Genomic DNA, 21,193 nt, shown 5'->3' on the forward strand with positions numbered 1-21,193 from the left:
CTTGCTCGGTCAGCTGAAGGTGTAACGGCTAAGGGGCATGCTGCGAATGCGCTGGCCGGTCAGCCGCGCCACGGCGTTGGCCACAGCCGGGGCGACTGCCGGCAGTGGTGGTTCGCCGATGCCGCCCATCTTCGCGCCGCTTTCCACGATCCGCACATGCACGTTTGCCATCCGCGACGGTGGCAGGATCGGGTACAAGTCGTAGTTGCGCGCCTTGGGCTTGCCGTCGACGTACACCGCTTCCTCAAGCAGCGCCTGAGACAGCCCCAGGGCCACTGCACCGTTGACCTGCGCTTCGATGATCGCCGGGTTGACGATGCTACCAGGGTCGATGGCCTGCCAGATGTCGTGCACCTTGACCTGGCCATTCTCGATGGAGACCTCGGCGATGACCGCTGCCTCGGAGCCGAACGGAGAGGCCATGGCCACGCCACGGGCGCGCTTGCTGCCATCTTCGGCGGTGAACGGGCCGCGCTTCCAGCCGCCGGAAAGCTCACCGACAGCCTGTAGCAGTTGGGTCAGCCGTGGGTTACCTTTGAGCAACTGCAGGCGCAGTTCGAACGGGTCCTTGCCGCCTTTGTCGGCCAATTCGTCGAGAAATGCCTCGTAGAAGAAATCGTTCAGCGAATTGCCCACCGAGCGCCAGTAGCCAAGCATCACCGGACCTTTTACATAGATCTGCGCAATGCGCTTGTTGGCAATGGCATAGGCCTTGCCGGACAGCCCTTCCAGCGCGGTAGGGTCGATCTTCTCGCCCTGCTTGCCGGCCAGCGCCTCGGTTGGACCCTCGGTGGCACTGACGGCCTCGATGGCGACTGGCAGGCCCTCGGCATCCAGCGCGGCGCGAAACTTGACCACCGCCATGGGCCGATGCACGTCGCGCAGGAACTCTTCCTCGCGACTCCAGATGAGCTTGACCGGTCGGCCGACCGCCTTGGCCAGCGCGATGGCCTGTGGGTAGGGGTTGGCCGAGTCGTACAGGAAGTGTCGCCCGAAGAAGCCACCCAGCAGCGGTGAGTGCAGGGTGATGTGTGCCGGGTCCAGGCCGGTGCGCTTGGCGATGTCGTCGCGGAACATGTCCGGCGCCTGGTTGGGTAGCCAGACTTCCAGCGAGCCATCCGGGTTGAAGCGTGCGATGGCCGACGGCGGCTCCAATTGGGCATGGTTCAGGTACTGGTTGTGGTAGGTGGCCTCGACCGTGGTCTTGGCTTCGGCCAGTACCTTGGCCACGTCTCCCTCTACCTCGTCATCACGGGCCGGTCCTTGCTGGGCAGCCAGGTGGTCGCGGTAGGCGTCGCTGGAGAAGTCGGCCGGCATGGCCCGCACTTTTGAGTCGGCGGCAGGTTCTTGCCAGTCGACCTGAAGGGCCTCGACCGCACGCTTGGCGTGCCACCAGCGCTCGGCCACCACCGCAACGGCGCCAGGCAGGCGGTGCACCGAATGCACGCCTTTCATGGCCTTGACCTGGTCCTCGTTGCGCAGGTTGCCGACGGTCATGCCCAAGCGTGGCGCATGTTGCACGGCGGCGTGGAGCATGTCGTCGACCTTGATATCGATGGTATACAGCGCCTTGCCGGTGGACTTGTCATAGGCATCGACCCGGCGCACCGGTTTGCCGATCCAACGGAACTGACTGGGGTCGCGCAGCTTGATGCTGGCAGGGTCCGGCACCGGCAGGTCCATGGCGCGCCCTGCCAGCTCACCGTAGGCCAGCGAACGGCCAGATGCGGCATGGACGACTTTGCCAGGCTCGGTGGACAGCTCGCCGACCGGCACGCCCAGCTGTTGAGCGGCGGCTTGCAGGAGCATGGCCCGGGCCAGGGCGCCGAGGCGGCGCATGGTCGGGTAGCTCATGCGCACCGACATGCTGCCACCGGTAATGCGCATGCCGTTTTCCATCACCACATAGGTTTCGCCGGGCGGTGCACTGTCGAGCACGAAGGTGGCGGGGTCGGCATCCAGCTCTTCGCCGACGATCTGCGCCATGGCGGTGTAGATGCCCTGGCCGCCTTCCATGAATGGGCACAGCAGGCGCACGGTGCTGTCCGGGCGGATTTCCAGAAATGCCGGAACCTGGGTGCCGCGCGCTTCGGGGGCAGCGGTTGCGGCCTGGATCCGGGCCGAGCCCAGTGGCAAGCCGAAGCCCAGGACCAGCGCGCCTACCGCGCTGCTGGCCAGGAAGCGTCGGCGCGACAGGTTGACCGTTTCGCCCGCCGTTAGCTTCAGCAGGTCTTCAGGGGTGTCGATGCGAGTGTTCATTACGCCTTACCCCCTTCGGCCAGCGCATGCACCGCCGCATGGATGGCGTTGTAGGTGCCGCAGCGGCACAGGTTGACCATTGCCGCATCGATCTGCTCGTCACTGGGTTTCGGGGTGTGCTTGAGCAGAGCCGTGGCAGCCATCACCTGGCCGGACTGGCAGTAGCCGCACTGAGCCACCTGGTGCTCGACCCAGGCAGCCACCACGCGTTTGCCCACCTCGTCGGTTTCGATGGCCTCGATGGTGGTCACCTCGCGGCCGACCACGCCTGCCACCGGCGTCACGCAGGCGCGCACCACATTGCCGTCCACCAGCACCGAGCAGGCGCCACATTGGGCCAGGCCGCAGCCGTACTTGGTGCCGGTCAGGCCCAGGTCGTCACGGATCACCCACAGCAAGGGCGTGTCCGCATCGGTCTCGACCTGATAGGTCTTCTGGTTGATCCGTAGTTCCATGGTTCACCTGCTGATCATCGGTTGCTGTCGCATGTTCTGGGTGGGCTGGGAATACACTGTTCCCTGACCCAGAAACGCTAGCACAGGAGGGTGACCGCTGGTCTGGTGCGGGGTGCAGGTCAGGAGGATCAGGCAAGTAATTCGGTGAAATGCGCAAGCCAGCAACGATGATGCCGGTGCAGACAAACAGGACTTCCGGGTCGAAAACCCGGATAATGCCGGCCAATTTCGTTTTGCACGCTTAAATCACGGTAATCCCGCATGGAAATCAAGGTCAATTTTCTCGACAACCTACGTCTTGAAGCCAAGTTCGACGACTTCACGGTAATCGCCGACCAGCCGATCCGCTATAAAGGCGATGGCTCGGCGCCGGGGCCGTTCGACTACTTCCTGGCGTCGTCGGCCTTGTGCGCGGCTTACTTCGTGAAGTTGTACTGCCAGACACGCAATATCCCCACCGAGCACATCCGTCTTTCGCAGAACAACATCGTCGACCCGGAGAACCGCTACAACCAGATCTTCAAGATCCAGGTCGAGCTGCCCGAGGACATTTCCGAGAAGGACCGTCAGGGCATCCTGCGCTCCATCGACCGCTGCACGGTCAAGAAGGTGGTGCAGACCGGTCCGCAGTTCATCATCGAGGAAGTCGACAACCTCGACGCCGATGCCCAGGGCCTGCTGATGCCGGTGGCCGACACCACCACTTACATCGCCGGCAAGGACCTGCCTCTGGAGCAGACCATCGCCAACATGTCGTCGATCCTGGCGGGGTTGGGCATGAAGATCGAGATCGCGTCGTGGCGCAACATCGTGCCCAACGTGTGGTCGCTGCATGTGCGTGACGCACAGTCGCCGATGTGCTTCACCAACGGCAAGGGTGCGACCAAGGAGGCTGCGCTGGCTTCGGCGCTGGGCGAGTTCATCGAGCGGCTGAACTGCAACTTCTTCTACAACGACCAGTTCTGGGGCGAGGAAATCGCCAATGCGCCGTTCGTGCACTACCCCAATGAGCGCTGGTTCAAGCCAGGGCCAAAGGATGCGCTGCCGGTGGAGATCCTCGACGCGTATTGCCTGGACATCTACAACGCCGATGGCGAGTTGCGCGGCTCGCACCTTTACGACACCAACTCGGGCAATACCGAGCGCGGTATTTGCTCGCTGCCATTCGTGCGCCAGTCGGACGGTGAAGTGGTCTATTTCCCGTCCAACCTGATCGAGAACCTGTTCCTCAGCAATGGCATGAGCGCGGGCAATACCCTGGCCGAAGCCCAGGTGCAGTGCCTGTCCGAGATCTTCGAGCGGGCGGTCAAGCGCGAAATCCTCGAAGGCGAACTGGCGCTGCCGGATGTGCCGCAGGAAGTGCTGGCCAAGTACCCAGGCATCCTGGCCGGAATCCAGGGGCTGGAAGAGCAGGGCTTCCCGGTGCTGGTCAAGGATGCGTCGCTAGGCGGTGAGTTCCCGGTGATGTGCGTGACCCTGATGAACCCGCGCACCGGTGGCGTATTCGCCTCGTTCGGCGCCCACCCGAGCTTCGAAGTGGCACTGGAACGCAGCCTCACCGAATTGCTGCAGGGCCGCAGTTTCGAAGGGCTGAACGACTTGCCGCAGCCAACCTTCGAAAGCCATGCCCTGACCGAGCCGAACAACTTCGTCGAACACTTCATCGACTCCAGCGGCGTGGTGTCGTGGCGCTTCTTCAGTGCCAAGGCCGATTTCGAGTTCGTCGAGTGGGACTTCTCCGGGCACGGCGAGGATTCGAACGTCCAGGAAGCCCAGACCCTGTTCGGTATTCTCGAAGACATGGGCAAGGAAGTGTACATGGCGGTGTACGATGACCTCGGCGCCAATGCCTGCCGCATCCTGGTGCCGGGCTACTCGGAGATCTACCCGGTCGAAGACCTGATCTGGGACAACACCAACCGTGCCCTGGCGTTCCGCGCCGACATCCTCAACCTGCACAGCCTCGACAACCGTGCGCTGCGGGCGCTGCTCAAGCGCCTGGACAACTGCGAGGTGGATGACTACACCACCATCACCACCCTGATCGGCGTCGAGTTCGACGAAAACACCGTGTGGGGCCAGTTGACCATCCTTGAGCTCAAGTTGCTGATCTGCCTGGCCTTGCAGCGTTTCGACGACGCCAAGGAGCTGGTGGAGGCCTTCCTGCAGTTCAACGACAACACCGTCGAGCGCGGCCTGTTCTACCAGGCCTTGAACGTGGTGCTGGAGGTCGTGCTGGACGATGAGCTGGAAATGGCGGATTACGAAGTCAACTTCCGTCGCATGTTCGGCAACCCGCGCATGGACGCGGTGCTGGGTTCGGTGGACGGCAGCGTGCGCTTCCATGGGCTGACCCCGACCAGCATGAAGCTCGAAGGCCTCGACCGCCACTTGCGTTTGATCGAAAGCTACAAGAAGCTGCACGCGGCACGGGCCAAGGCCGCCCAGTAAGGGTCAGTCGGGCGCGACGTTGCAACGGTTGCGTCCGAGCCGCTTGGCTTCGTACATCGCCTTGTCCGCGCGCGCCAATACCTCTTCCGGGGTGTGGCTACCGCCCCCAGCACCGCGCACGTAGATGCCAATACTGGCACCGATGGTGACCTGCGTATCGGCCAGGCGGAACGGGCTGGCCAGGGTGTCGCAGAGCTTGCGTCCGATATCCCGGGCAGCGGCCTGGTTGGCCACGGACTGGGCAATGACGATGAATTCGTCTCCAGCCAGACGGGCAACCACATCATCGGCCCGCATGACCGCCAGCATCCGACTGGCGGCCGCCTGCAGCAGGAGGTCGCCGGTTTCATGGCCGCATTCGTCGTTGACCTTCTTGAAACCGTCCAGGTCGATGAAGTACAGGGCGAAGGCAGTCTGCTGGCGCAGCGCGTAGGTCAGCTCGTGCTGCAGCACCGCACGATTGGGCAGGCCGGTCAGCGGATCGAGGGTCGCCTGGTCCAAGAGCGATTTTTCGCGTTTCTTGCGTTCGGTCACATCCAGCGACATCACGAAGAAACCTTCAACCTTGCCCTGGCGCACGTCGGGTACATAGCTGGTGTGCCAGATGCGCGGGTCGGCCGGGTTGTAGCGGACATCGTCGGCCTCCACGCGCTCGCCGGCCAGCGCCTTGCCAAAGTATGGGAGCAGGTGTTCGTAGACATGCTCTGGCAGCACTTCGGCGACCTTGCGCCCCTTCAGGTGAGCGGGGTCCAGGCCGAAGATTTCCTTGTACAAGGCATTGTTGAAACGGTACCTGAGCGCCGTGTCGATGTGTGCGATCAACACCGGCAGGTTGTCGGCGATGGCCTGCAGCGTGGTCTGGCTGCGCTGCAGATCTTCGGTGCGCTGGGCCACTTGTTGTTCCAGCGAGGCCTGGTATTGCTGCAGGCGTGACTGGGTGCGGCGCAACTCGGTGATATCGCGCACCGAAGCCACCAGTTGCGCGGGCAGACCGTGCTCATCGCGCAGCGCCGACATGCTCAGTTCCACCCACACCACGCCACGAGCATGGCTGTGCAAGCGCAAGGTCTGCATGGCGTTGTCCTGCTCACCGGTCAGCAGCCGATGGACCAGGGCGGTGTACAGTTCGCGATCCTCGGCATGCACTTGCTGCAGTAGGGTTTGCAGCACCAATGCCTCGGGCGGCTGGCCCAGCAATTGGCAGAACTCCCGATTGGGCTCGTAGATACGGCCTTCCAGGCTGATGATTGCCTTGCTCGAAGGGCCCTCCTGGAAGACCGCGCGGAAGCGCTCGGCCGAGGACACCAGGGCGCTGCGTTCGGCTTCATCGACGATACGCGCGTCGATGGCCAGGCTGCGGTGCAGCAACTCACGCTCGACGATCCGGGCCAGGTCGCGCAGGTGCTCCAGGTCTTGCTCGCCGAGTTGCCTCGGACGGGTGTCCAGCGCACACAGCGTGCCGACGGTCAGCCCGCCGGCAAAGCGCAGTGGCACGCCAGCGTAGGAGCGGATGAACGGGGCACCGACCACCAGCGGGTTATCCGCGAAGCGTGGGTCGGTTTTGGCGTCGGCGATCACCAGGATGTCATCGGCGTGTAGGGCATGGGCGCAGAAAGCGACATCCCGCGAGGTCTGTTGCGCATCGAGGCCGTGGCGTGACTTGAACCATTGGCGGTTCATGTCCACCAGCGAAACCAGCGCCATTGGCACGTCGAGCAGGCGGCTGACCAGCCGTGTGATGCGGTCGAAGTTTTCCTCTGCCGGCGTGTCGAGGATATTCAGGCTGTCCAGGAAGCACAGTCGGGCAGCTTCGTTGAGGGGTGGTGGGGCAATTAGCATGACGGATTTTGTTTTCCAGGCTGCGATGTCCTGAAGCCAACCTTAGCGGGACGTTCGGCAAGCGCAAGCCCCTGCAACGGGCATCTAAACAGATGCATCGTTGTAATGAACCGTTCTTGCCATTCAGCCAGGTGCTGCTTGCCGCGCAGCGAATGTGGGGTTTAGCTGGTGAATGGCCCTCAGCGGGTCTCAATTCTTTCTGACTCAAGGCGCATCGACCGCCGCAAAGTCGTCCGGTCGAGCACTACACAGTAGGCGTGGACCATGAGCACATCCCTGGATTTCAATGCGTTGAAGACCCGCCAGCAGGCCGCCTGGGCCAGCGGCGATTATGCCGTGATCGGAACCACCCTGCAGATTGTCGGTGAGCGCCTGGCCGAAGCCTGCGACTTGCGCTGGGACGAGCAGGTGCTGGATGTCGCGGCCGGTAACGGTAACGCCACACTGGCTGCCGCGCGGCGCGGGTGCAAGGTGACGTCTACCGATTATGTACCCGCGCTGCTCAAGCGCGGCGAGGAACGCGCCCGTGCAGAACACCTGAGCGTGGACTTCCAGGTGGCGGACGCCGAGGACTTGCCATTTCGAAACGGTGCCTTCGATGCCGTGATCTCAACCTTCGGCGTGATGTTCGCCCCCAACCAGGCGCAAGCGGCCCGCGAGCTGGCCAGGGTTTGCCGTTCTGGTGGGCGTATCGGCATGGCCAACTGGACGCCCCAGGGCTTCGTTGGGCAAATGTTCAAGACCTTGGGACGACATGTCCCGCCACCTGCCGGGGCGTTACCACCGTCGCGCTGGGGGGACGAGCCGCAGTTGAGGGAAATGTTCAGTGGTGAGATCGGCTCGATGACGGTCAGCCATGAGCTGTTCAATTTCCGTTATCGTTCGGCTTCGCATTTCATCGATGTCTTCCGTACCTGGTACGGCCCGGTGCACAAAGCCTTTGCCGCGCTGGAGCCGGAAGCGGCGAGGGCGCTGGAGGATGACCTGACGGAGCTGCTCAATGAAAACAACATCGGCGGTGCGTCGCTGGTGGTGCCCAGCGAGTACCTTGAGGTCGTGATCGTGCGGCGCTGAACCGGGTTGTCGCGGCCTGGGTACCCGTCAGTTCTTGCACTTGGCCAGGACCACCTGGCACGTGTCCGGGGTGCCCCCGGACCTGCTGGCATAACGGATGCAGTTGTTCAGTGATTTTTGCTGGGCGATGCTCAACGTGTTGCCCCAGGCCAGGCCGCCTTCGCCGCTGCTGGGCAGTGCTTTTGCGTAGCATTTGGAGCCCGTTGTCGCCATGGCGTAACGGGCCTTGCTGGTTTTGTTGGAACACCCGGCCGTCATGGCCAGACTGATGGCGATCAGAGCACTGGCGAACAGGTAGTTGCAGTGCCGTAGAGGGTGCGCATTCATGACATGCCCCAAGCTCGGTGAACGCTACGGTCCGGTTGGTGAATGCGCGTCAGGATATGTCATTCCGGCCAAGCGGTGAACCCGACGGTCCCTCTTTCCTGGGGGGTACAGCAAATGTAGTCGAGCCGCGAAAGGGCCGCAGGGTCGCCCCAGCGCTTCATCCATCGAGGCTGAAGTCTGGGGCCACTTTTGTGGCACTTTCGCGGCACGAGGCCGCTTCCACAGCAGGCGCGTAGGGTCAGAAACGGTAGTTCAGGCTGGCTTCCAGGGTGCGCGGCGCACCTGGGGTTATCAGGTCGACCGAGCCGTGCGCGGAGGCATAGTAGTCGCGGTCGAACAGGTTCTTCAGGCGCAAGGCCATGTCCCACTGCGGCACGCTGTACAGCAGCGCCGCATCGAAGGTGGTGTAGCCAGGCATCACCACCTTGTTATCCAGCGCGGTGTAGCGCTCGTCGACGTAGTTGGCGCCTGCAGCCACCCGCCACTGCGGGGTGAGGGTGCGCACCAGCCACAGGTTGGCGCTGTTGCGAGGGGTCAGCGTGGGCGTCTGGCCTTCGTTGGACACCCCGTTGGTCTTGCTGTTGGACTTGGTGATTTCCGCATCCAGGTAGGCGTAGCCTGCGTAAACCTGCCACTTGTCGGTCAACTGGCCGCTGACGGTGGCTTCGAAGCCGTCGGTGCGTTGTTCGCCGGCCAGTATGGTGAGGTTCGGGTTGGCTGGGTCCGCCGTCTTCATGTTGGTGCGTTCGAGGCGGAAGATCGCCGCCGTCAGCGAAAGACGGTTGTCCAGCAGGTCCCACTTGGCGCCCAGCTCGTAGTTGGTGGTCTCTTCAGGTTCCAGGTGCTGGTTGCTCGGGCTGACCGCGAACACTTCACCAGACGGCTGGTAACTGCGGCTCACCGAAACGTAGTACGACTGGATCGCGTCAGGTTGATACACCAGGCCGGCACGCGGGCTCCAGGTCTTGTCGGTGCGGTCGAGGTCGACATTCTGGCGACGGTCGTCGTCGTACTCTTGGCCGAAGATGTCATAGCGCACGCCGACCAGGGCTTTCCAGTGCTCGCTCAGCTCGACCAGGTCCTGCACGTACAGGCCTGTGGTCTGCTGATAGTTGGTGCCCTTGGACGACAGGTTGGCCGCATGCTCTGGTACCGGTACCAGGCCGTCGCGATACACCGGTACCTGGGCCACGTTGTTCTGGCTGAAGACCCGCTGGTGCTTGTCCTGCATGCCCACTTCCACGCCGTACAGCAGGTTGTGCTGCATGCCAAGCAATTGTGCCTGCTGCTTGAGCTCGGTCTGGTTGAACACGCCGTACTCGTCACGCGCCACGTTGCCGCGGTTGAGCTTGACGAGCAACTCGCCGTTGGGCGCGGTGACGAAGCGGGTAGGGCTGCTGTCGGCCAGCGTGTTGTTGCGGTCCAGGTCGTAGCGGTAGAAGCGGCTGGTGTTGGTCAGGGTGAAGTCGTCGTTGATGCGGTAGTCGAGGCTGGCGGTGAACGAGAATACCTCGCTGCGGGCGTAGTCCTGGTCGGCATCGCCTGAGCCGAAGCGCTTGTCGCGATCGACATCCACTGGACGGTTGCCCAGGGCGGGGATACCGAAGTCGATCAGGCGCTTGTCGTACAAGTAGGTAGCACCCAGGTTCAGCTCCAGGTCGTCGGACAGCCTGAAGTAAGCCGACGGGGCGATGGCCTTGCGGTCGATGTAGCCATCGTCGCGGAAGGTGTCGCTGTCTTCGAAGGCGCCAGTGACGCGGTAGGCCTGGTTGCTTCGCTGGTCAGCCCAGCCGGTGTCGAACTGGGTGCGGCGCTTGCCTTCACTGTCGAAACTGACGCCGACCTCGCGCGTGGGCGCAAAGCCAGGTTTCTTGCTGATGCTGTTGATCAGGCCGCCCGAGGAGCCACGGCCGTAGAGCACGGCGGCAGGACCTTTGATGACTTCGACCCGCTCGATGTTGGACAGGTCGCGAAAGTACAGGGCGTCGTCCCGAACACCGTCGATGTACATGTCGCCGATGGCGCTGAAGCCGCGGATGGTGACCTGGTCGCGCTGACCATCGCCGTTGGACAGGCCGACGCCGGGCACGTTCTTGAGCACGTCCGCCATGGACTGAGCGCCCTGGTCCTTGATCACGCTCTCTGGAACGACGTTCACGGTCTGTGGAATGTCGCGCAGCGGCGCATCGATCTTCAGCGCGCTTTTGCTTTCGCTGGCCTTGTAGCTTTGCTGCTCGTAGGCGCTGGTAACGGAAGTTGCGGGGAGGGCAAGGGCCTCCTGGGTGTCGGCATGAGCGGTGGGGGCGACCAGCAAGCCGAGTACTGACAATGAGGCAGGAGCAGCAGACAGTTTTGCCATGAAGGGCGACTCAGTTGTTGTTTTGAAGTCGCGAATGGTAATGGTTAACAAATGTAAAGCAAGTGTAAAGGTTAATCATTCCCTAATAATTTTGTAATGGCTTTTGGGATCCAAAAATGGCGCCCGCTGCTAACGGGGGCGGCGGGTTGGTGCGCAGTGGCTATGCTTGTCTGCGCGTAAGGATTTCCCCACTCATTCGCTCTGAATCACATGGAAGCTGCCTATGAAACCCATTAGCTCCCTGGCTCGCGCCGTTGCCCTTGCTTCGATGCTGACCACTGTCAGCCTCCTCGCCCAGGCGGCGGACGTACCGATTGGAAGTGAGGCGCTGGAAAGTCATGTCACCACCCAGGTGCAGGCCATCGACCTGGAAAAGCGTCAGGTGACGGTTAAAGGGCCTAACGACAAGGATGTAACCTTTCAGTTGACCGAGAAGGCCAAGGCGTTGCCCAACCTGAAGGTCGGTGACACCGTCGACATCTATGTCACCCGCGCGGTGGCCTACGTGCTCAACACCCATGTAGGTGGGGCGCCAAAGATGAGCGATGAGTCTGGCACCCTCCGTGCCACTGCCGACAACCCCAACCCAGGGGGCGAAGCGTTCCGCCAGGTCAGGGTGACGTCACAGATCCAGAAAGTCGACCTTAAGAACCATGAGGTAAGCCTGCTGCCGCCTGAGGGCAAGTTACAGGTGGTCAAGGTCGAGAACCCTGACCTTCAGGCCCGGATGAAGAACCTCAAGGTCGGGCAGACGGTCGATGCCATCTACACCGAAGTATTGCGCGTGGAGACGTCACGCTAGCGACGGGATGAGGCGCCGTCCCCGCATAACGCTCGTACTCGCCGGCTGAGCGGTTTTCGAAGACCCAGGGCGTTATACTCGGCGCCCGCTTCATTGAAATCCGAGTATTGTGATGGGTCTTTCCTCTGCCGCCACACCCGAACCGCGCCGCTTGGGCGCCCCCTCGATCGCCCTGGCCTTGTTGCTGGCCGGGGCCTGGTTTCTCAACCGCAATGCCGGTTTCAAGCAGGTGTTGCTGCTGCTTGTCGGCGCGGCCTTGGGCCTGACGCTCTACCACGCAGCGTTCGGCTTCACCTCGGCCTGGCGAGTGTTCATCAACGAGCGCCGTGGCGCCGGTCTGCGGGCCCAGATGGTCATGCTGGCGCTGGCGGTACTGCTGTTCTTTCCGGCGCTGTCGGCGGGTAGCCTGTTGGGTAACCCGGTAAGCGGACTGGTGGCTCCGGCAGGGGTCTCGGTGGTGTTCGGCGCGTTCATCTTCGGCATCGGCATGCAGTTGGGCGGTGGTTGCGCTTCCGGGACGTTGTTCACCGTCGGCGGTGGCAACGCGCGAATGCTGGTGACCCTGTTGTTCTTCATCATCGGTTCGGTGTCGGCGACCCATCACGCTGATTGGTGGTTTGCGCTGCCATCGTTTCCGGCCACTTCGATCGTTCAGGTGTGGGGTGTCGGACCCGCTTTGCTGGTGAGCCTGGCGCTGTTCGGCCTGATTGCCTGGACGACCGTGGTGCTTGAAAAGCGTCGGCATGCAACGCTGCAAGCGCCGGTTGCCCGCGAACACCAAGGCTTGCAACGCTTTGTGCGTGGCCCGTGGCCGCTCTTGTGGGGCGCTATCGCCCTGGCCTTGCTGAACTACGCCACCCTGGCCCTGGCGGGGCGACCTTGGGGGATCACCTCGGCGTTCGCCCTGTGGGGCGCCAAGACTCTGAACGGCCTGGGGGTGGACGTGAGCAGTTGGGCGTTCTGGCAGATGCCAGCCAACGCCAAGGCGCTGGCGGCGCCACTGTGGCAGGACATCACCACGGTCATGGACCTGGGTATCGTTCTGGGGGCTTTGCTCGCCGCGGGGCTGGCAGGCCGTTTCGCACCTAGCCTGAAGATTCCCCTGCCATCGTTGATCGCTGCCATGGTCGGCGGCTTGATGCTGGGTTATGGTTCACGCTTGGCTTACGGTTGCAACATTGGCGCTTATTTCAGCGGCATCGCCTCGGGCAGCGTGCACGGTTGGTTGTGGTTGCTGGCGGCCTATGCCGGCAACGTGATCGGTGTGCGCCTGCGTCCGTGGTTCTTTGCCGGTGAGCGTAGTCCCGTGGCGCTCACCGGCTGCTGAATTCTAATGATGATCTGGACAAGGAGGTTTGCGTGGCGCAATACACGGCACAAGTAGCCTGGGCCCGTGAGGGGCAGGATTTCCTCGGTAACCAGTACAGCCGCAGGCACCTGTGGCGTTTCGATGGCGGTGTCGAGGTAGTGGGTTCCTCGTCGCCCCATGTGGTGCCGTTGCCGCTGTCCGATGCTTCGGCGGTCGACCCCGAAGAAGCCTTCGTCGCATCGCTGTCCAGTTGTCACATGCTGTGGTTTCTGTCGCTTGCGGCCAAGCAGCGTTTCTGCGTCGAGCAGTACGTGGACGATGCTGTCGGCGTGATGGATCGCAATGAAGCGGGGCGCACGGCGATGACCCTTGTGACCCTGCGCCCCCGGGTGGCGTTCTCGGGCGAGCGCCAGCCGACTCGGGAGCAGTTGGAGCGCTTGCACCATCTTGCTCATGAAGAGTGCTTCATCGCCAACTCGGTGAGGACAGAGGTGCGTTGCCAGCCAATCTACCCAGGCTGACCCTTACTTCACTGCGTGCGGCAATGATAAACATGCAGCTGATTGCGGTGACAGGGTGGCCTATTTTCTCGATTTTGATTCATTTTGTGCAATTAAGTTATTGATCAAAAAAGGAAAATACTTCTGGATGTAATGGATCGCCAGCTAGATTATTCATCAGTATTTAGCCATAACATTTTGATAAATAAGAAATTATCTCTTGGCGACCGCATGCTGCACGCACTGCTCGTAATACGTCTGCTTGATAGCCGCCGGCTTGAGTCGCGAGCGGCTGTTGTAGGTCTGCTCGGTGATGCCGAATGCGGTCATGCGCATCCATGGTTTGGGGAATTTACGTACCTGCAGCTTCTTGCGGGTGGCGTACAGCGTAACCCCGGAGAGCTTGGCCTGCTGAGCCTCGGCGGCGATCTGCGAACCCCAGGCGCAGACGTGGCGATCATTCTGGCTCAACGTCCTGGCTTGGACGCCGAAGGCGATCGTGGCCAACAGGCAGCCGGCCATGGTTGCTAGAAATACCCGCATGTTGCTGTCCTAAGCTTCTGAAGGAGAAGGGAGTTTGCCTCGCCTGCGAAGGGCTGGGGGCCAGCAGTTTGCTGGCAGGTGGGGGCAATGCGACCGCCAATCGCCAGTTCAAGTGGGGAGCGGTGCGGCACGGTAATAAATACCGGGCGGGGTGTATGTGATCGTACAACTGCTTGCGCTATCATGACGGCTGTCTTTCAAGGTGAAATACAGGGCATGACAGAGCAACAGGTACAGGCAAGAACCCGGCGCAAGCCGCGCAGTCTGGCCCAGGAACTGGTTACGGTGCTGACCGAGCGCATTCGCAGCGGCCAGCTCAAGCGTGGCGACAAGTTGCCGACCGAATCGCAGATCATGGCCGAGGAAGGCGTGAGCCGCACGGTCGTGCGTGAAGCGATCTCGCGGCTGCAGGCAGCCGGTCAGGTCGAGACTCGCCATGGTATCGGCACTTTCGTGCTGGACGCTCCGGCCTCTAGCGGTTTTCGCATCGACCCGGCGACCGTGGTCACGCTGCGTGAAGTGCTGGCGGTGCTGGAATTGCGCATCGCTCTGGAGATCGAGTCGGCAGGCCTTGCGGCGCAGCGGCGCAGCGACGAGGAACTGGCCGGCATGCGTGCTGCGCTGGACGAGCTCAACGAAGGTGTTGCCCATGCCTTCGATGCGGTGTCGGCGGACTTCCAGTTCCACCTGCGCATCGCCCAGGCCAGCGGCAACCATTACTTCGCCGATATCATCAACCACCTGGGCACCAGCATTATCCCGCGCACCCGGCTGAATTCGGCGCGCCTGGCGCGTGACGACCAGGCCCATTACATGAGCCGGCTGAGCCACGAGCATGAAGCGATCTATGAAGCGATTGCCCGGCGCGATAGCGAGGGGGCGAAGATGGCCATGCGCATGCATTTGAGCAATAGCCGCGAGCGGTTGCGCCAGGCGCATGAGGAGGCTGAGGCGCAAGAGGGCTGAGGTTTTTAGGGCAGGGTTGGAGTGGGTTGGTGTGTGTGAGATCGAGCGCCGCCCGCGCGGCGCATCGCGAGCAAGGCTCGCTCCTACGTTTGTTTCGGGCCAGTAACCCCAGCAATAGACGTGCGCGACCGCCTCGTTTGTACGGCTCAATCGCGCCCAGCACCAAAGTGGTCGCGCGCAACTCTCACAGGAATAATTGGCCCGAAACAGACGTAGGAGCGAGCCTTGCTCGCGATGCGCCGCGCGGGCGGCGCTCGATCTACCGGACGGCGCAACTCTAACGCCGAACAGCCAAAAACGCCCCGCATCAGCAGGGCGTTCTTGCATCAGGCCACTTAGATCGCCCCATCGCTCCATTGCCCATTCACCAGCCGACGCAGCCCAAGCGGATTGCTGTCACGCAGCGCCTCGGGCAGCAGCGTCTGCGGGTAGTTCTGGTAGCACACCGGGCGCAGGAAGCGATCGATGGCCAGGGTGCCGACCGAGGTGCCACGGGCATCGGACGTTGCCGGGTACGGCCCGCCATGCACCATCGCATCGCACACTTCCACGCCGGTCGGATAGCCGTTGACCAGAATGCGGCCGACTTTTTCTTCAAGCAAGGGCACCAGCCAGGCGAAGGCTTCGAAGTCTTCAGGCTCGCCGATCAGGGTAGCCGTCAGTTGCCCGCGCAGGCCTAGTAGGGCAGCGCGTAATTCGGCATTGTCCTTGGCTTGCACGGCTACCGTGGCCGGGCCGAACACCTCCTCCTGCAGCAGCGGGTCGGACTCGACCAGCAGGCGGGTGTCCGCCTTGAACAACTGTGCGCGGGCCTGGCCGCCTTCCTGCGGCTGGCCGGCCAGGTGTTCGATGCCAGCGTGGGCATGCAAATGCTTCAGGCCGTCCACATAGCTGCGCAGGCCGCCCGCGTTGAGCATGGTCTGGCCGGCTTGCTGCTCCAGGTGTCGGCCAAGGTCGGCGAGTAGCTGGCTGAATGGCGCCGACTGCAGCCCTATCACCAGGCCCGGATTGGTGCAGAACTGGCCGGCGCCAAGGCATACGGATCCCGCCAGTTCACGGGCGATGGCGTCGCCACGCCTGGCCAGGGCGCCCGGCAGGATGATGACCGGGTTGATGCTGGACATCTCGGCGAACACTGGAATCGGCTGAGGGCGTTCGGCGGCCATGCGGCACAGGGCATCGCCACCTTTGAGCGAACCGGTGAAACCGACCGCCTGGATAGCCGGGTGCTTGACCAACCACTCACCGACCCCGCCACCAAAGACCATGTTGAACACGCCTTTGGGCATGCCGGTACGCTCGGCGGCCCGGATGATCGCGGTGGCGACCATGTCGGCGGTTGCCATGTGGCCGCTGTGGGCCTTGAACACTACCGGGCAGCCTGCGGCTAATGCAGCGGCGGTGTCGCCGCCGGCGGTGGAGAAGGCCAGCGGGAAGTTGCTGGCACCGAAGACGGCGACCGGGCCTACACCGATGCGCATCTGGCGCAGGTCGACGCGGGGCAGCGGTTGGCGCTCTGGCAGGGCCAGATCGATGCGCGCGCCAAGGAAGTCGCCACGGCGCAGCAGCTGCGCGAACAGGCGCATCTGGCCGCTGGTACGACCGCGCTCACCCTGGATGCGTGCGGCGGGCAGGGCAGTTTCACGGCAGACGATGGCGACGAAGGCGTCATCGAGTTCATCCAGTTCGGCGGCAATGGCGTCGAGGAACTCGGCGCGGCGGGCCGGGCTCGACTGGCGGAATTCGGGGAATGCCGCGGCAGCGGCCTTGGCGGCTTGGTCGGCTTCGCTTTCGGTGGCCTGCATGAAGCTGAAAGGCAGGGCTTCGCCGGTGGTGGCGTCCAGGCTCTGCAGGCGCAGCGAACCTGTGGCGCTGCGCTGGCCGGCGATGAAGTTGTGGCCGAGGATCTCAGGCATGGGGTACTCCTTTGGAGAAAAAGACTGGAGGACAACGTCGTTCCTGTAGGCGCCAGGCGCCAGGCGCTGGGCGAGTGCTGCGCACTCCAATCGCCGACAAGCCGGCCGCCACAGGGCAGGTGGCGTATCAGGTGATCGGCGCCGGGTTGAACAGCGTGATGTCGTTGTGCAGCTTGTGCTGCTCGGCCCAGGTCCGCTTGCGGCCGCTGGCCACGTCCAGGTAGTAGTGAAACAGCTCCCAGCCCAGTTCCTCGAGGGTCGAACGGCCACTGGCAATGCGCCCGGCGTCGATGTCGATCAGGTCAGGCCAGCGCTGGGCCAGTTCGGTCCGGGTGCAGACCTTGACCACCGGCGTCATGGCCAGGCCATAAGGCGTGCCGCGACCGGTGGTGAACACATGCAGGTTCATGCCTGCGGCCAGTTGCAGCGTGCCGCAGACGAAATCGCTGGCGGGGGTGGCGCAGAAGATCAGGCCTTTGCGCTTGACCCGCTCGCCAGGGCCAAGCACACCCTGGATGGCACTGCTACCGGACTTGACGATAGAGCCCAGGGATTTTTCGACGATGTTGGACAGGCCGCCTTTCTTGTTGCCCGGTGTCGTGTTGGCGCTGCGGTCGGCCGCGCCTTGTTGCAGGTAGCGGTCGTACCAGTCCATCTCGCGCACCAGGGCATCGGCGACTTCCTGGTTCTCGGCGCGGGAGGTGAGCATGTAGATGGCGTCGCGCACTTCAGTCACTTCCGAGAACAGTACGGTAGCGCCGGCGCGTACCAGCAGGTCAGCGGCAAACCCCAGCGCCGGGTTGGCGGTGATGCCCGAGAAGGCATCGCTGCCACCACACTGCATGCCCAGAATCAACTCGCTGGCGGGTACCGTTTCGCGGCGGCGTTGATCGAGCTTCTTCAGGCGCGTTTCGGCCAGTTCCATGATCTGCTCGATCATTTCGACGAAGCCCAGGCTGGCATCCTGCAGGCGGTATAGCCACGGTTCGCTGAGGTCCACCGACGGGTCGTCATCGTGCATCACCTGACTGGCCTGTAGCTTTTCGCAGCCCAGACTGATGACCAATGCCTCGCCGCCGAGATTCGGGTTGCGTGCCAGGTTGCGCACGGTACGGATGGGGATGTAGGCGTCGCGCGCATTGATCGCCACGCCGCAGCCGTAGCTGTGGGTCAGTGCCACCACGTCGTCGACGTTCGGGTACTTGGGCAGCAGTTCGCTGCGGATGCGCTTGACCGCATGTTCGAGAACGCCGGTCACGCATTGCACCGTGGTGGTGATGCCAAGGATGTTGCGGGTACCGACGGTCCCATCGGCATTGCGATAGCCTTCGAAGGTAAAGCCTTCCAGTGGCGGCAGGGGCGCGGGCACTGCGTCGCAGCGTGGCAGGCTGTCCAGTGCCGGGGCCGCTGGCATGGCCAGTTGGCTTTCCTGGACCCAACTGCCCTGGCGCAGGTCCTCAAGGGCGTACCCGATTATTTGCCCGTAACGGCGCACCGGCTCGCCCTTGGCGATGTTCACGGTGGCGACCTTGTGGCTCTGCGGTACACCCTCGATCAAGGTCAGGCCGTCGGCGAAGCGGGCGCCTTCGCCCAGGCCGCCGTCGTTGACCACCACCACGACGTTATCGTCGTCGTGAAGGCGAACGTAGCGGGGCGAGTCTGAGTGTTCGATCAACTGCATATGGGGGCCCTGTTTGTCAGATTCTCAGGCGTTGTACGTCCGCCCGCCCACGGCATCCGCCGGCGCGGGCGTGCTCTGTCAGTGGCGAGAGCTGGCCAGCTCGCCAGTGGCGCGTAGCTCGGCTTCAGTCTTTGGGTCGTCGCGCAACTCGATCCGTTTGATCGGGCCGACGATCACCAAGTAGCTGAACACCGCCACCAGCGCGTTGGCGCCTACATACACCAGCGCCCACTTGAACGAACCGGTGGCGCTGATGATGTAGCCGATGACGATTGGCGTGGTGATCGAGGCAATGTTGCCGAAGGTGTTGAACAGGCCACCGGACAACCCGGCGATCTGCTTGGGCGAGGTGTCGGCGACCACTGCCCAGCCCAACGCGCCGATGCCTTTGCCGAAGAAGGCCAGGGTCATGAATCCTACGACCATCCATTCGGCATCGACGTAGTTGCAGAAGACCATGGTGGTCGACAGCAGCAGGCCACAGACGATGGGCAGCTTGCGGGCGAAGGTCAGCGAGTTGCCCCGTCGCAGCAGCCAGTCCGAGATCACCCCGCCAAGCACGCCACCGATGAAGCCGCACACTGCCGGCAGCGAGGCGATGAAGCCGGCCTTGAGGATGGTCATGCCACGTTCCTGCACCAGGTATACCGGGAACCAGGTGAGAAAGAAGTAGGTGATGGCGTTGATGCAATACTGGCCAAGATAGACGCCCAGCAACATGCGGCTGGTCAGCAGTTGCTTGATGTAGCCCCATTTGGGGCCTGCGTTATCGCCACGCTTTTGGTCCATGTCCACGAGGCCGCCGTTCTGCTCGATGTGTTCGAGCTCGTCCTGGCTGATGCGTGGGTGCTGACGTGGGTTGTAGATGGTCTTCATCCACACCATCGAGAACAGGATCCCGAGCGCGCCCATCACCACGAATACGTGCTCCCAGCCGAAGCTGAACACGATCCAGCCCATGATCGGGGCGAACAATGCGGTGGCGAAGTATTGTGCCGAGTTGAAGATGGCCGAGGCGGTGCCGCGTTCCTGTGTAGGAAACCAGGCCGCGACGATGCGGGCATTGCCCGGGAACGACGGGGCTTCGGCAAAACCGACCAGAAAGCGAAGGGTGAACAGGGTCACCACTGCCCAGGCCACGGGCAAACCGCCGACGAAGCCTTGCAGCAGGGTGAACAGCGACCAGGTGAAGATGCTGAAGGCGTAGACGTTCTTGGAACCGAAACGATCGAGCAGCCAGCCACCAGGAATCTGGCCAGCCACGTAAGCCCATCCGAAGGCGGAGAAGATATAACCGAGGGTTACGGCGTCAATGCCGAGGTCTTTCTGCAGGCTGGAACCTGCGATGGCGATGGTTGCTCTGTCGGCATAGTTGATCGTGGTCACCAGGAACAGCATGAACAGGATCAGGTAGCGCACATGCGTCTTTTTAGTCGCTTGCATGCTGGCAATACTCCCACTAGTTATTTTTGTGCGGGCTCACGAGTTGTAGCCGGAGTGGGGCATCCCACTCCGGTGGCGGCGATGGCAGGCCGCCGGGGGCGCTTATTGCGGACCCATCTTGTCCATCAGCGCTGCGAGCATTTCGTATTCTTCGCCAGTCAGGTCGGTCAGCGGGGTGCGTACCGGCCCTGCGTCGTAGCCGGCGAGCTTGGCCCCTGCCTTGACGATGCTGACGGCGTAACCGGCCTTGCGGTTACGGATGTCCAGGTATGGCAGGAAGAAATCGTCGATCAGCTTGGCCACGGTGGCGTGGTCGTCGCGGGCGATGGCGTTGTAGAAGTCCATCGCAGTTCTCGGGATGAAGTTGAATACCGCCGACGAGTAGACCGGCACACCAAGTGCCTTGTAGGCGGCAGCATACACCTCGGCGGTCGGCAGGCCACCCAGGTAGCTGAAGCGTTCGCCCAGACGGCGACGGATCGACACCATCAGCTCGATGTCACCCAGGCCGTCCTTGTAGCCGATCAGGTTCGGGCAACGCTCGGCCAGCCTCTCCAGCTGTACCGCGTTAAGGCGGCAGACATTGCGGTTGTAGACCACCACACCGATGTTCACCGATTTGCACACGGCCTCGACATGGGCTGCAACGCCGTCCTGGCTGGCTTCGGTCAAGTAGTGTGGCAGCAGCAGCAGGCCTTTGGCGCCCAAGCGCTCGGCTTCCTTCGCATATTCGATGGCCTGGCGGGTGGAGCCGCCGACGCCGGCGAGGATCGGCACCGACGTGGCGCAGGTGTCGACCGCGGTCTTGATGATCTGGCTGTATTCGCTGGCGGCCAGCGAGAAGAATTCACCGGTGCCGCCTGCGGCGAACAGGGCGCTGGCGCCATAGGGGGCGAGCCATTCCAGGCGTTTGATGTAGCCGGCCTGGTTGAAATCGCCCTGGGCATTGAAATCGGTTACCGGGAACGACAGCAGGCCGTGGGAGAGGATGGATTTGAGTTCTTGTGGAGTCATTGTTGTTGGCATCCTATGGCGCTTGGGTGACGAGTGATGTTCAGCGATGGATGTAAGTTATCGTACAACTATGGTGTTGGCTAGTCCCTTTTGGGGATTTTTTGCTTGGGTGGTGCTTGTCTTGGGATTTGCGGCGTATGTCCGAAGAGGCGTAGCGCCTGGGAGATCGAGCGCCGCCCGCGCGGCGCATCGCGAGCAAGGCTCGCTCCTACGCTTGTTTCGGGCCAGTGATGTCAGTGGCCGATGCGCGACCGT

At 62.7% G+C, this 21,193-nt stretch carries 16 protein-coding genes; 6 read left to right on the plus strand and 10 right to left on the minus strand.

Translation table 11 applies throughout. From position 1 onward, the window contains the following. Window positions 1–9: 9 nt before the first annotated feature. Together H620_RS0117830 and H620_RS0117835 are read right to left on the minus strand one after the other, a co-directional pair. A complete protein-coding gene (locus H620_RS0117830) occupies window positions 10–2,259 on the minus strand; it encodes a xanthine dehydrogenase family protein molybdopterin-binding subunit (protein WP_027907796.1) in 2,250 nt (749 codons plus the stop codon). Then, complete coding sequence (locus H620_RS0117835) at window positions 2,259–2,714, minus strand: (2Fe-2S)-binding protein (RefSeq protein WP_023380316.1); 456 nt, start codon at window positions 2,712–2,714, stop codon at window positions 2,259–2,261. Before H620_RS0117835 ends, H620_RS0117830 begins: the two co-directional genes overlap by 1 nt. A gap of 261 nt (window positions 2,715–2,975) precedes the next feature. Between H620_RS0117835 and H620_RS0117840 the strand changes: the two genes are divergently transcribed. Further along, on the plus strand, window positions 2,976–5,165 hold the full coding sequence (locus tag H620_RS0117840; RefSeq protein WP_027907797.1) for an OsmC domain/YcaO domain-containing protein: 2,190 nt from the start codon (window positions 2,976–2,978) through the stop codon (window positions 5,163–5,165). Window positions 5,166–5,168: 3 nt separating this feature from the next. Here the strand turns inward: H620_RS0117840 and H620_RS25905 are convergent, their stop codons facing one another. Beyond that, entirely contained in the window at window positions 5,169–7,004 is a 1,836-nt protein-coding gene (locus tag H620_RS25905; protein WP_049818814.1) for a bifunctional diguanylate cyclase/phosphodiesterase, read from the minus strand. A gap of 264 nt (window positions 7,005–7,268) precedes the next feature. On the opposite strand from H620_RS25905, the gene H620_RS0117850 reads away from it, so the two are divergent. Further along, the gene (locus H620_RS0117850) at window positions 7,269–8,078 is read left to right on the plus strand and encodes a class I SAM-dependent methyltransferase (protein WP_023380319.1); all 810 of its coding nucleotides are present in this window, start codon (window positions 7,269–7,271) and stop codon (window positions 8,076–8,078) included. 27 nt (window positions 8,079–8,105) lie between these two features. Here the strand turns inward: H620_RS0117850 and H620_RS0117855 are convergent, their stop codons facing one another. Continuing rightward, window positions 8,106–8,405: a hypothetical protein gene (locus H620_RS0117855; RefSeq protein WP_023380320.1), complete on the minus strand. Its 300-nt coding sequence runs from the start codon at window positions 8,403–8,405 to the stop codon at window positions 8,106–8,108. A 238-nt stretch (window positions 8,406–8,643) separates the two neighbouring features. Further along, on the minus strand, window positions 8,644–10,764 hold the full coding sequence (locus H620_RS0117860) for a TonB-dependent receptor (RefSeq protein ID WP_027907798.1): 2,121 nt from the start codon (window positions 10,762–10,764) through the stop codon (window positions 8,644–8,646). A 223-nt stretch (window positions 10,765–10,987) separates the two neighbouring features. Between H620_RS0117860 and H620_RS0117865 the strand changes: the two genes are divergently transcribed. From H620_RS0117865 to H620_RS0117875, 3 genes are all read left to right on the plus strand, one after another. Beyond that, window positions 10,988–11,566 (plus strand): hypothetical protein, encoded by a 579-nt coding sequence (locus tag H620_RS0117865; protein ID WP_023380322.1) that lies wholly within the window; start codon window positions 10,988–10,990, stop codon window positions 11,564–11,566. 112 nt (window positions 11,567–11,678) lie between these two features. Continuing rightward, on the plus strand, window positions 11,679–12,893 hold the full coding sequence (locus H620_RS0117870) for a YeeE/YedE family protein (protein WP_023380323.1): 1,215 nt from the start codon (window positions 11,679–11,681) through the stop codon (window positions 12,891–12,893). Window positions 12,894–12,925: 32 nt separating this feature from the next. Next, window positions 12,926–13,396: an OsmC family protein gene (locus tag H620_RS0117875; protein WP_023380324.1), complete on the plus strand. Its 471-nt coding sequence runs from the start codon at window positions 12,926–12,928 to the stop codon at window positions 13,394–13,396. Between the two features lie 192 nt (window positions 13,397–13,588). On the opposite strand, the gene H620_RS0117880 is transcribed toward H620_RS0117875, so the two are convergent. Further along, window positions 13,589–13,918, minus strand: a complete 330-nt coding sequence (locus H620_RS0117880; protein ID WP_027907799.1) for a hypothetical protein — start codon at window positions 13,916–13,918, stop codon at window positions 13,589–13,591. 216 nt (window positions 13,919–14,134) lie between these two features. Here H620_RS0117880 and H620_RS0117885 point away from each other — a divergent pair, with 216 nt between their 5' ends. Then, on the plus strand, window positions 14,135–14,884 hold the full coding sequence (locus tag H620_RS0117885; protein WP_023380326.1) for a FadR/GntR family transcriptional regulator: 750 nt from the start codon (window positions 14,135–14,137) through the stop codon (window positions 14,882–14,884). Between the two features lie 335 nt (window positions 14,885–15,219). Here the strand turns inward: H620_RS0117885 and H620_RS0117890 are convergent, their stop codons facing one another. From H620_RS0117890 to kdgD, 4 genes are all read right to left on the minus strand, one after another. Beyond that, window positions 15,220–16,800, minus strand: coding sequence for an aldehyde dehydrogenase (NADP(+)) (locus H620_RS0117890; RefSeq protein WP_027907800.1), 1,581 nt, complete (start codon window positions 16,798–16,800; stop codon window positions 15,220–15,222). A gap of 127 nt (window positions 16,801–16,927) precedes the next feature. Next, on the minus strand, window positions 16,928–18,481 hold the full coding sequence (gene garD, locus H620_RS0117895; RefSeq protein WP_023380330.1) for a galactarate dehydratase: 1,554 nt from the start codon (window positions 18,479–18,481) through the stop codon (window positions 16,928–16,930). A gap of 78 nt (window positions 18,482–18,559) precedes the next feature. Further along, entirely contained in the window at window positions 18,560–19,924 is a 1,365-nt protein-coding gene (locus H620_RS0117900) for an MFS transporter (RefSeq protein ID WP_023380331.1), read from the minus strand. Window positions 19,925–20,026: 102 nt separating this feature from the next. After that, window positions 20,027–20,938, minus strand: coding sequence for a 5-dehydro-4-deoxyglucarate dehydratase (gene kdgD / locus H620_RS0117905; protein ID WP_023380333.1), 912 nt, complete (start codon window positions 20,936–20,938; stop codon window positions 20,027–20,029). Window positions 20,939–21,193: the final 255 nt, after the last annotated feature.

Source organism: Pseudomonas taiwanensis DSM 21245, from assembly GCF_000425785.1.
Lineage (GTDB): Bacteria > Pseudomonadota > Gammaproteobacteria > Pseudomonadales > Pseudomonadaceae > Aquipseudomonas > Aquipseudomonas taiwanensis.

Bases quoted from the DNA above. Each gene is read 5' to 3' on its own strand.
- H620_RS0117900 (WP_023380331.1), bottom strand. From the start codon at position 19,924: ATGCAAGCGACTAAAAAGACGCATGTGCGCTACCTGATCCTGTTCATG.
- H620_RS0117830 (WP_027907796.1), bottom strand. From the start codon at position 2,259: ATGAACACTCGCATCGACACCCCTGAAGACCTGCTGAAGCTAACGGCG.
- H620_RS0117880 (WP_027907799.1), bottom strand. From the start codon at position 13,918: ATGCGGGTATTTCTAGCAACCATGGCCGGCTGCCTGTTGGCCACGATC.
- H620_RS25905 (WP_049818814.1), bottom strand. From the start codon at position 7,004: ATGCTAATTGCCCCACCACCCCTCAACGAAGCTGCCCGACTGTGCTTC.
- H620_RS0117865 (WP_023380322.1), top strand. From the start codon at position 10,988: ATGAAACCCATTAGCTCCCTGGCTCGCGCCGTTGCCCTTGCTTCGATG.
- H620_RS0117850 (WP_023380319.1), top strand. From the start codon at position 7,269: ATGAGCACATCCCTGGATTTCAATGCGTTGAAGACCCGCCAGCAGGCC.
- kdgD (WP_023380333.1), bottom strand. From the start codon at position 20,938: ATGACTCCACAAGAACTCAAATCCATCCTCTCCCACGGCCTGCTGTCG.
- H620_RS0117890 (WP_027907800.1), bottom strand. From the start codon at position 16,800: ATGCCTGAGATCCTCGGCCACAACTTCATCGCCGGCCAGCGCAGCGCC.
- H620_RS0117860 (WP_027907798.1), bottom strand. From the start codon at position 10,764: ATGGCAAAACTGTCTGCTGCTCCTGCCTCATTGTCAGTACTCGGCTTG.
- H620_RS0117870 (WP_023380323.1), top strand. From the start codon at position 11,679: ATGGGTCTTTCCTCTGCCGCCACACCCGAACCGCGCCGCTTGGGCGCC.
- garD (WP_023380330.1), bottom strand. From the start codon at position 18,481: ATGCAGTTGATCGAACACTCAGACTCGCCCCGCTACGTTCGCCTTCAC.
- H620_RS0117840 (WP_027907797.1), top strand. From the start codon at position 2,976: ATGGAAATCAAGGTCAATTTTCTCGACAACCTACGTCTTGAAGCCAAG.
- H620_RS0117835 (WP_023380316.1), bottom strand. From the start codon at position 2,714: ATGGAACTACGGATCAACCAGAAGACCTATCAGGTCGAGACCGATGCG.
- H620_RS0117855 (WP_023380320.1), bottom strand. From the start codon at position 8,405: ATGAATGCGCACCCTCTACGGCACTGCAACTACCTGTTCGCCAGTGCT.
- H620_RS0117885 (WP_023380326.1), top strand. From the start codon at position 14,135: ATGACAGAGCAACAGGTACAGGCAAGAACCCGGCGCAAGCCGCGCAGT.